The sequence below is a fragment of the Bacillus sp. CGMCC 1.16607 genome (genome assembly GCF_042683745.1).
In the GTDB taxonomy this organism is placed as follows: Bacteria; Bacillota; Bacilli; order Bacillales; family Cytobacillaceae; genus Pseudoneobacillus.
The window spans coordinates 76385-86206 of sequence record NZ_JBHUJX010000013.1 but is presented as its reverse complement, the minus strand read 5'-3'; the positions used below and the strand labels follow the sequence as shown (position 1 = coordinate 86206).

The following is a 9822-nucleotide window of genomic DNA, read 5'->3' as shown; positions in this document are numbered from 1 at the left end:
TTTAATGGGCCAAGTCATCGAATGAAGGATTCAATTTTACAAAACAGATAATTTATGGGAGTTGGCAAGTCTTACATTTTTAATTGCCATTTAAAGCATTTCCTACTTGCCAAAAACAGACACAAAGTATGTCACGAGTTGGTCGGTGTGTTGATAATGGACCAATGGAATCTTTTTGGGGAACACTGAAATGTGAGAAGTATTATTTACATAAATATATGACATTTGAGGAACTTTCTCTGGCGATAGATGAGTACATCCGTTTTTATAATCATGATAGATATCAAAAACGATTAAACGGCCTTAGCCCTATGGAATATAGAGCTAAAGCCGCTTAAATCATTTTATTATTTCCACTGTCTACTTGACAGGGGGCAGTTCATTCGAGAGGGGGTTTTCACATTTTAATTATTGTATTAATTGTATTGATTGTTTTCATACCTAACATGGTTCAAATTACTTTTTTTCATGATCATAATTTAACTTCAACGGTAATCCTACTCCTGCAGAAAGGTTAAGAAATTGCATTAGGTCTTTTGTATTTGAATTTTTATTTTTAACATCATTATTGTTTTGTGTTTTTTCTGTTGATATCGGGTCATTTGCTTCTTTCATTTCTTTTGTTTCTTTCACTTCTGAAATTAGTATTTTCTCTCCATTAGGTTTAATTATGTAATGTTTTATATAACCAGCTTCTCTACGAACATCCAATTTACCCTTACTTTTACTACCTTTTTCTTTGTTTTCTAGGAACAAATCTTCTGGTAATCCCTTATTTTTGTCATTTTTTATTAAATCTTTGTATGTATAAATACTAGAACTTCCAACTCTCATAATTATGATCACTCCATAAAATAATATTAAACTATTTATTTCTTAAATTCTAGTATTGCTTATATACTTGTAATAATATGGATATTAGTATTCGTGGGAGGGGTGTATCAATTTTTGAAAAAAATTTGTTTTTTCTTGTTATCATCAGTCATTCTAGTAGGATTTACTTTTTCATCTAATGTAGATGCGAATACTACATTAGAAGCGACTAAATTTAAGAATTGCACCGAGTTGAATAAGATTTATAAAGGTGGAGTCGCTCGTACAAAAGATGCGAAGAACAAAGGTGGAAAAACAAAATATACACCAACTGTTTCAACAGAAATGTATGATGCAAACACTAGATTAGATCGTGATAAAGATAATATTGCATGTGAAAAATAAATAATAAATTTGAATATATTAAAGGAGTAGCTAAAATAGTTGCTCCTATATTAAATTAAATAACTATTTATTTTCTTAGTTGGAATGTTACACTTTCACCTAATTTTACATCCATTGTTCTCCATCCTGCGTATATCCATACTTTAGCTTGAGATCCATAACCTTGATTAGCCCACCACGCAGGATATTGATAAGCTGACTTAGGTAGTTTAAATTCGAGAATATTATCTATATCCTCAAAACAAAGAACCATATTATCATGTTTATTTCTATTTTCCATAAAATAATTATAGATTTTAAGATAATTTCCGTAGTATTTATTTTGATTATCTAGTATTTTACCATCTTAATCTATCGAGGTTAAACCCCACCAAAATACCAACCGTTTGATTCTACAAATCTTATAAACTTCTCTAAGAATACATCTTAGTCAACGTCACCTTGATCAGCAAGAATACATCCGTTGATTTCTATTTCCTCTTTGTTTTGTCATGATTATTCCTCCTGCCATTAATAAATTTTTCTTTTATTCCGAAACATTATTTATCATCTAAATAGATAAAATTCTCTTTGAGCTCATCTTCAGTGATTGTTATCCTATGAACAAAATCATGAGTTCGTAAAACAAACTCTTTAACACCTATAAACTCAGATTCAACAATAACGTAAAATTGAGTTCCTTTTTTAATATCTTTAAATTCATTTTTTAACATGTATTTCTTCATTGTCTTACCTCTGATTGTATTAAATGGTTATTTATTTGTACTCTCTAAAGTAATAAATTTATTTACTCACTCTTCATCTTCTATTCTTTCATAAAAATCATCAACTTTAACCTCTAATAACTCAGCTAATAAAAATGCTTTATCTATTGTAGGGTAAGTTTTACCAGTCACCCAATTTGACAACGTGTTTTGACTGATATCCAATTCTTTTATGATATATTCTCGTCTATATTTTGATACCCTTAATAATTCGCCTATACGACTTTTAAGCATTGCAAATACCTCTATAAAATATACTCCAAAAATAATAATAATTCCTTTCACAATTTTATTGGATAGATGGAATAATGGACAACCAGTATCAAATATCCTTTACTAAGCAGCAAATATATTAGCAAATATATCTTATGTATTTTTGAATTACATTTTAGAAATGGTTAATTTTTGCACCTTAAAATACTCGGAGCAGCTTTTAACATGACAAAGATAGGCATTGAAGAAATTATTGAACGCCATGAAAATGGAAATAATGAAAAGCAAAATGACCCAACAGCACATCTTAGTAACTACATAAATTACGATTCTTATACTCTTGACGGAGTTACTAAGTATCCTAGAGGGTCTAGAAACTTTAAGTAATCTTTATACCAATAATCTAGAAAAATATTTTAATACAAAATAATCAATATTAATCTACTTTCAATACAAAATAATAAATACTAATTACAAAAAAGAGCAACCTGTAATAGTCGCTCCCCCTAACTACTATTCAATCTCTTCATCTGTCTTCTTGCTATAATAAAATGAAATTTGTGAGAATGGCTATGAAGTATTTCTGAATTGCACCAATTTTATAATTGGTGTATTTTTTTGTTTCAAAACGGAACAATTGTTCGTATAATATATTCAAGGAGTGATTTATAATGACGATTCGTGAAAGTGAATTAAATAAGGTAGTGTCTTCGTCTTACTTATCTGAGCACCAAATAGTAGATATTGAAAACATAATACTTGAAGCTAGGGGTTTTGCTAATATAGTGAAAATCAAAACTTGGGAAGACGGATACTTTTGGGAGTATGAAGGGTTAATTGTAAGATTTGAAGAAGTAGGTAATGTGATTTATTTAGAAAAAAATGACGGATATATAATGAAAGTAAAATTCAGTGACATAGTAGGGATTACTAATTTTGATGATTAATCTACCATTATATTCAATATTTCAGATAACTTAACCAAATTTTCTCTGTTTTAGTAGACAAACTATTAAAATAGGGTATATTTTTCTTAATAGAAAAAGTGGTAGTAATAGCTGGTGAAAACCTTGATGTATCAACATTTTGATGCAAATGGGTCAGAAGCCTTCCCAAAAGAAAATCAATCAAATGATGCAAGCAATGAATAAGCAATTTAAATAATAACAAGAACACTCATTTCAAACGGGTGTTTTTTTATCTTTTAGGAAACTATATAATATTCGGATGTGGATAACTTCTTAACTTGTATAATCCACGTCCAGCGCCTAGACCTCGAGGTCAAATGCCGTCCCAAAGAGCAGCCTTCTCTTTGGGACGGCATTTGCTTGTCGGGGATGATCAAGGCGCCGCGCGCTTTTGTTAAGTTTACAAAAAATAGGCAAGTAATAAAAATCTAAAATCTTCCTTATTTTAAGAATATTTGATAAACTAATCAAGTCTAACATTGCTATTAACGTATGGGGGAAGTTTGTTATGAAAGTGTTTTTAGATTTAATGTGGTATTTCAAACAGGAAAAAAAGGCTTATTTAATTGGAATAGGAATTTTATTATTTGTTGCATTTTTGCAAATCATCCCACCGAAAATCATAGGAATGGTGGTAGACCAGATTAGTAATGACACTCTAACGAAATCGTCTTTATTTAAATTTGTTGGGATCATTATCTTAGCTGGTCTTATCATGTATGTTCTTCGTTATTATTGGAGAATTATGATTTTTGGATCGGCAGTAAAATTATCTAAGCTTTTGCGAAACAAGCTATATGAGCATTTTACAAATATGTCCCAGTCTTTTTATCAAAAGAAAAGGGTTGGAGATTTAATGGCTCATGCAACAAATGATATTTCAGCGGTTCAGCAAACGGCTGGATCAGGGATATTAACTTTAGTTGATTCGATTGCAACTGGTGGTTTTGTCATTGTTGCGATGGCATTTACAATTAGTTGGAAGCTGACATTGATCGCATTAATTCCAATGCCAATTATGGCTTTATTAACTAATTGGTATGGAACATTACTGCATAAGCATTTTCACAAAGCGCAAGAGGCTTTTTCATCGTTGAATGATAAGACTCAAGAAAGTATAACAGGAATAAAAGTAATCAAAACGTTCGGTCAAGAAAAAGAGGATATTGAAGACTTCCAACAACTATCACATGAAGTAGTTGAGAAGAACATTCGTGTGGCAAAGATAGATTCATTATATGATCCTACCATTTCCATTATTGTTGGAATTTCTTTTTTTCTATCACTAGCATTTGGTGCAAAGTTTGTAATTAATGGTCAATTATCGATTGGTGAACTCGTCTCTTTTACTTCGTATTTAGGGCTATTAATTTGGCCAATGCTCGCCTTTGGTTGGTTATTTAATATTGTGGAGCGTGGTCGTGCTTCTTATGATCGGATTCAAAACCTATTATCTGAGAAAATTGACATGCCCGATGTTCCCAATGCATTAGGAACAGTTCCAAGTGGAGATATCGAATATTCACTCGATTCGTTTACTTATCCAAATGAGACAGTACCAGTTTTAAAAGATATCCATTTTAAACTGAGAAGAGGAGAAACTTTAGGGATCGTTGGAAAAACAGGAGCAGGTAAAACCACTTTACTTAAGCTGTTAATACGTGAGTTTGAAGGATATGAAGGGGAAATCTATTTTGGTGGGAATCCGATACCAAATTATAAGATGGAAGCATTAAGAGAAGCGATTGGTTATGTACCACAGGATCATTTTCTATTTTCCGCTTCGATCGGTGAAAACATTGCCTTTACAAATCCGACTGCTACTTTGCAGGAGATTGAAGAGGCAGCGAAAACCGCATATATTCATGAAGATATTAAACAATTCACTGATGGATATTCAACTGTTGTAGGAGAAAGAGGAGTATCCTTATCAGGGGGGCAAAAACAGAGAATTTCGATTGCTAGGGCTATTCTAATGGATGCAGAGGTTCTAGTATTAGACGATTCACTCTCGGCAGTAGATGCTCAAACAGAGGAAAAGATACTTAAGGCTTTAAGGGAGAATAGAGAAGAAAAAACGACAATCATTACGGCACATCGTTTAAGTGCGATTGCGCATGCCGATCTCATACTTGTTCTTGATGAGGGACGAATTTCAGAACAGGGTACTCATGAGGAATTAATGCAGCAGGATGGTTGGTATAAAGAAATGTTCGAAAGACAACAGCTAGAAGAGCTTGTGGAGCATGGAGGGTAAAATAATGGAAAAGATTCGAGAACTAGATGGAAGGGAACAAAGAAATGTTCTTTTTCGCCTCCTTTCCTATACTAGACCACACATAAAAGCAATTATCATAGCATTTTTGCTCTTATTCATTACAACAGTTGTTGATATTTTAGGTCCGATACTAGTGAAAATATTTATTGACGATCACTTAAGACCAAGAAATTTGGTTTTTAAACCATTATTTATTTTAGCGGCAGCCTATATCGGCCTTCAAATAACGAATGTCATCGTGTCTTATTTACAACTAATTAAGTTTCAAGAAGTTGCTTTAAAAATTATTCAACAGATGAGAATTGACGTTTTTTCGAAAGTTCATTCATTAGGATTGAAATATTTTGATAAAACGCCAGCAGGTAGCATTGTCTCACGTGTCACTAATGATACAGAAGCGATCAAGGATATGTTCGTGACTGTCATCGCAACTTTTATTCAAAGTGCCTTTTTACTTACAGGAATCTTTATTGCTATGTTTTTTCTCAATGTTAAACTAGCTTTGTTCTGTATGTTGATCTTACCTGTCATTTTTTTCATTATGAGTGCATATCGGAAATACAGCTCTCGTTTTTACCAGGATATGCGTGAAAGATTAAGTCAGCTTAATGCGAAGTTAAGCGAATCTTTACAAGGTATGTCAATCATTCAAGTGTTCCGTCAAGAAAAAAGATTACGTAAAGAGTTTGAAGAAATTAATGAAATGCATTATCAATCAGGAATGAAAAACATCAAAGTTGACGGTCTATTGCTTCGTCCAGCTGTGGATCTCGTGTATGTTGCCGCTTTAATAATTGTTTTGAGTTTTTTCGGGATTTCTTCTTTCGAATCACCCATTGAAATTGGAGTTTTATATGCTTTTATTAATTATTTAGACCGGTTTTTTGAACCGATCAATAATATGATGATGCGATTATCATTGTTTCAACAAGCAATTGTAGCTGGTTCTCGTGTATTTAAATTATTGGACGAAGATGAAGTAGCGCCAATTCAAGAGCAAGAAGGAAATTTATCCATTCAATCAGGTAGAATTGAAGTGAAGAATCTTACATTCTCTTACGATGGAAAGAGAGATGTATTAAAAAATATTTCTTTTACTGCAGAGCCAGGTCAAACTGTTGCATTGGTTGGGCATACAGGTAGCGGGAAGAGTTCAATTATAAACCTTTTAATGAGATTCTATGAGTTTGAAAAAGGGGACATTATCATTGATGGACATTCGATAAAATCTTTTAAGAAAGATGAGCTAAGAAATAAAATGGGGCTTGTTCTCCAAGATCCATTCCTCTTCTTCGGTACTGTATCTGATAATATTCGTCTTTATAATAATGGAATTACTAATAATGAAGTAGAGGAAGCAGCTAGGTTCGTTCAAGCACATACATTTATTGAAAAATTAGACGATTCATATGAGCATAAAGTGGTTGAGAGAGGATCTACTTTCTCGAGTGGGCAAAGACAACTTATCGCATTTGCAAGAACGATTGCAGCTGATCCAAAGATTCTAGTCCTTGACGAAGCTACGGCGAATATTGATACGGAAACAGAAGAAGCGATTCAAACAGCATTAGAGAGAATGAGAAAAGGCCGGACAACGATCGCCATCGCCCATCGTTTATCAACCATTCAAGATGCAGAATTAATTCTCGTTATGCATCAAGGGGAAATTGTCGAAAGAGGAACTCATCAAGAATTACTGGCACAGAAAGGACTATATCATAAGATGTTTTTATTACAGAATGGGGTAAATGAAAAAACAGAGAATGCAGTAATGTAATAAATAAAAAAATCAGCTCATTCCATAAAACTGGAGAGCTGATTTTTTAATATGCAGATACTTTTTTAATATACATTCGATTGTATTCATTTAAGAGTTGGTCTAGTTCTTGACTATATCTTATGGCAATGGATGAGGTAAAGCCATTTTGATTTACCACTTCAATTAACTCTGCTCTCTTTTTTTCAATGAGATGAAGTAAGTCATTTTTTAGCAAAATGGATGTTCCTTTCTAGTTGGTTTCATATATAGCTACATAATTTTGTAAAATCTATCAGTTTATGATACTAGATTATTATAACGGATATTGGGAATAACTTCAAAACATATTTGTAAAATAATATCCAATCATATTTTAGGAAAACGTGTATTAATTAAGTTTTATAAGTAAAATGTATTTAGGCACAATGATTTATGACACAAAATGTTCACAACTGGTTACATATCAAATTGATATAACATTTGTTAGAATGTTATTAATAAGGGAATAAAAATGTTAAAAAAGTCTTATTGAAAATGAAGAAAACTCAAAAATTTGAATATGTATATGTTGGTAGAATGGATTTTTTTCGAAGAATGTCAGTGAACTATATTTTAGGAGATGTTATAAAATGACTGATGTAAATTTATTTCTCGCACTAGGTGCTGGTTTTTTAAGCTTTATTTCGCCTTGTTGTCTACCTCTTTATCCAGCTTTCTTATCATATATTACAGGTATGTCAGTAGGGGAGTTGAAAAGTGAAAATGCGATGCTGCAAAAGAGAAGTTTATTGCATACTCTCTTTTTCTTAATAGGATTTTCGATTATTTTTATTGCCATTGGATTTGGTACGTCCATGGTCGGCCAATTCTTCCTACAATATCAAGATCTCATTCGACAATTGGGAGCTATTTTCATTGTTATATTCGGATTAGTAGTCGTAGGGATATTTAATCCTGAATTTCTGATGAAGGAAAAGAGATTTGAATTTAAAAATCGTCCTTCTGGATTTATTGGATCGATTATTATCGGGATGGCATTTGCGGCAGGCTGGACACCTTGTACAGGACCGATATTGATGTCTGTTATTGCATTAGCTGCATCGAATCCAGGTTCTGGCGTTCTTTATATGATTGCGTATTCCTTAGGTTTTGCTATTCCATTCTTTATTCTGTCATTTTTTATTGGCAAAATGCAGTGGATTCGTAAACATAATGTGAAAATTGTTAAAATTGGCGGATATGTCATGATTATTATGGGAATCGTTCTTTTTTTCGATTGGATGACAAAGCTCATTTCACTTTTTTCAACAATATTTGGAGGATTTACAGGTTTTTAAAGTTCATATATAGTGGATAAGAATCGAAAAGATTGATATTCCTTGTTATTTCCGATATATTCTTAATTAGTTATACTATCAAAATGCGGAAGTGCCTTGATCAGCCTCTTCAAGCAAAAGACGAGTCGGTCGGAATGATGTTCATTAACCTTCCTGATTGATTGGTATTTGTCATTGAGGGCTAGGCACTGGAGCTGGATTACAAAAACTTTTCCAGAGTTATCTACATTTTGTTATTTATAATTTCTTAAGTACTAATAAAACCCTTTCAGTTTGATAGGTTGAATATTTAGTACTTCCAGCGCTAGGGGGAAACAGCATGGCACGAATTTTAATCGTTGATGATGCAAAATTTATGAGAATGACCTTATCTAATATACTACTAAAAGCGAGCCACGAAGTCGTTGGTGAAGCGGAAAATGGTATTCAAGCGGTTAATCTATATCAAGAACTAAATCCGGATCTAGTTACGATGGATATTACAATGCCTGAAAAGAGCGGTATTGAAGCTGTTAAAGAAATTAAGGAACAGTATCCAAATGCTAGAATTATCATGTGTTCCGCAATGGGACAACAAAAAATGGTGGTAGAAGCAATTGAAGCAGGTGCAAAAGATTTTATTGTGAAGCCATTTGATGAAGGTCGGGTTTTGGACGCAATTAATCGTGTATTAAGTTAATAATAGGAACCATTTAAGTAGTATTGCTTGAATGGTTTTTTTCTTCACCACATGAACAAATATTTAAAGAATGAAAAGATATTATATTATAAAGGATGAATGAAATGAACTTAGTGATTGCATCCTCAATCGGTGCCATTGGTATGGCTATTTTTGTCATGTTTCTTCGCATCAAAGCGGCTAATAAACCAGCTTCTGCGAAAAAAATTATTCTCCCACCTATTTTTATGAGTACTGGGGCACTTATGTTTATTTTTCCATACTTCCGAGTGACACCTTTAGAAATACTCGAGGCGATCATTGTTGGGATGCTATTTTCCATTTTATTAATAAAGACGTCCAATTTTGAAATTAGAGAAAATCATATTTATTTAAAGCGTTCGAAGGCATTTATGTTCATTTTAATAGGTCTTTTAATCGTACGTGTTGTGATGAAGTCTGTTTTAAGTTCTACGATTGATGTTGGTCAGTTAAGTGGAATGTTTTGGATATTAGCTTTCGGAATGATTGTACCATGGAGATTGGCTATGTATCGAAATTTTCGCAAATTGGAATTGCAATTACAAATGGAGAATAAACAATAAAAACGCACATAGAAGTGCGTTT

Annotated in this window: 13 protein-coding genes and 2 pseudogenes; 10 read left to right on the top strand and 5 right to left on the bottom strand. The window is 32.5% G+C overall.

All coding sequences use genetic code 11. From position 1 onward, the window contains the following. Nucleotides 1-119 precede the first annotated feature (119 nt). Nucleotides 120-338 (top strand): annotated as a pseudogene (locus tag ACFSO7_RS09430) (transposase); the annotation flags it as partial. Between the two features lie 118 nt (nucleotides 339-456). Here the strand turns inward: ACFSO7_RS09430 and ACFSO7_RS09425 are convergent. Further along, complete coding sequence (locus tag ACFSO7_RS09425; protein WP_377877050.1) at nucleotides 457-834, bottom strand: hypothetical protein; 378 nt, start codon at nucleotides 832-834, stop codon at nucleotides 457-459. 114 nt (nucleotides 835-948) lie between these two features. On the opposite strand from ACFSO7_RS09425, the gene ACFSO7_RS09420 reads away from it, so the two are divergent. Continuing rightward, on the top strand, nucleotides 949-1218 hold the full coding sequence (locus tag ACFSO7_RS09420) for an excalibur calcium-binding domain-containing protein (RefSeq protein WP_377877049.1): 270 nt from the start codon (nucleotides 949-951) through the stop codon (nucleotides 1216-1218). Between the two features lie 67 nt (nucleotides 1219-1285). Here ACFSO7_RS09420 and ACFSO7_RS24030 read toward each other — a convergent pair whose 3' ends face one another. The 3 genes from ACFSO7_RS24030 to ACFSO7_RS09410 all read right to left on the bottom strand — a co-directional run bounded on the left by ACFSO7_RS24030 (nucleotide 1286) and on the right by ACFSO7_RS09410 (nucleotide 2216). Further along, entirely contained in the window at nucleotides 1286-1471 is a 186-nt protein-coding gene (locus ACFSO7_RS24030; protein WP_483861710.1) for a DUF7662 domain-containing protein, read from the bottom strand. A gap of 286 nt (nucleotides 1472-1757) precedes the next feature. Beyond that, nucleotides 1758-1943 (bottom strand): hypothetical protein, encoded by a 186-nt coding sequence (locus ACFSO7_RS09415; RefSeq protein WP_377877048.1) that lies wholly within the window; start codon nucleotides 1941-1943, stop codon nucleotides 1758-1760. Between the two features lie 66 nt (nucleotides 1944-2009). Continuing rightward, nucleotides 2010-2216, bottom strand: coding sequence for a helix-turn-helix domain-containing protein (locus ACFSO7_RS09410; protein ID WP_377877047.1), 207 nt, complete (start codon nucleotides 2214-2216; stop codon nucleotides 2010-2012). 204 nt (nucleotides 2217-2420) lie between these two features. On the opposite strand from ACFSO7_RS09410, the gene ACFSO7_RS09405 reads away from it, so the two are divergent. From ACFSO7_RS09405 to ACFSO7_RS09385, 5 genes and pseudogenes are all read left to right on the top strand, one after another. Next, entirely contained in the window at nucleotides 2421-2582 is a 162-nt protein-coding gene (locus ACFSO7_RS09405) for a hypothetical protein (protein ID WP_377877046.1), read from the top strand. 284 nt (nucleotides 2583-2866) lie between these two features. After that, entirely contained in the window at nucleotides 2867-3142 is a 276-nt protein-coding gene (locus tag ACFSO7_RS09400; RefSeq protein ID WP_377877045.1) for a YolD-like family protein, read from the top strand. Nucleotides 3143-3278: 136 nt separating this feature from the next. After that, a pseudogene (locus tag ACFSO7_RS09395) lies at nucleotides 3279-3359 on the top strand (YneF family protein); the annotation flags it as partial. Between the two features lie 312 nt (nucleotides 3360-3671). Continuing rightward, on the top strand, nucleotides 3672-5420 hold the full coding sequence (locus ACFSO7_RS09390) for an ABC transporter ATP-binding protein (protein WP_377877044.1): 1749 nt from the start codon (nucleotides 3672-3674) through the stop codon (nucleotides 5418-5420). A 4-nt stretch (nucleotides 5421-5424) separates the two neighbouring features. Continuing rightward, nucleotides 5425-7218: an ABC transporter ATP-binding protein gene (locus tag ACFSO7_RS09385; protein WP_377877043.1), complete on the top strand. Its 1794-nt coding sequence runs from the start codon at nucleotides 5425-5427 to the stop codon at nucleotides 7216-7218. A 46-nt stretch (nucleotides 7219-7264) separates the two neighbouring features. Here ACFSO7_RS09385 and ACFSO7_RS09380 read toward each other — a convergent pair whose 3' ends face one another. Beyond that, a complete protein-coding gene (locus ACFSO7_RS09380; protein WP_377877042.1) occupies nucleotides 7265-7435 on the bottom strand; it encodes a Spo0E family sporulation regulatory protein-aspartic acid phosphatase in 171 nt (56 codons plus the stop codon). 394 nt (nucleotides 7436-7829) lie between these two features. Here ACFSO7_RS09380 and ACFSO7_RS09375 point away from each other — a divergent pair, with 394 nt between their 5' ends. The 3 genes from ACFSO7_RS09375 to ACFSO7_RS09365 all read left to right on the top strand — a co-directional run bounded on the left by ACFSO7_RS09375 (nucleotide 7830) and on the right by ACFSO7_RS09365 (nucleotide 9800). Continuing rightward, nucleotides 7830-8537, top strand: coding sequence for a cytochrome c biogenesis CcdA family protein (locus ACFSO7_RS09375; protein WP_377877041.1), 708 nt, complete (start codon nucleotides 7830-7832; stop codon nucleotides 8535-8537). 319 nt (nucleotides 8538-8856) lie between these two features. After that, the gene (locus tag ACFSO7_RS09370; RefSeq protein WP_377877040.1) at nucleotides 8857-9216 is read left to right on the top strand and encodes a response regulator; all 360 of its coding nucleotides are present in this window, start codon (nucleotides 8857-8859) and stop codon (nucleotides 9214-9216) included. A 104-nt stretch (nucleotides 9217-9320) separates the two neighbouring features. Continuing rightward, nucleotides 9321-9800: a CcdC family protein gene (locus tag ACFSO7_RS09365; RefSeq protein ID WP_377877039.1), complete on the top strand. Its 480-nt coding sequence runs from the start codon at nucleotides 9321-9323 to the stop codon at nucleotides 9798-9800. The last annotated feature ends 22 nt before the right edge of the window (nucleotides 9801-9822 follow it).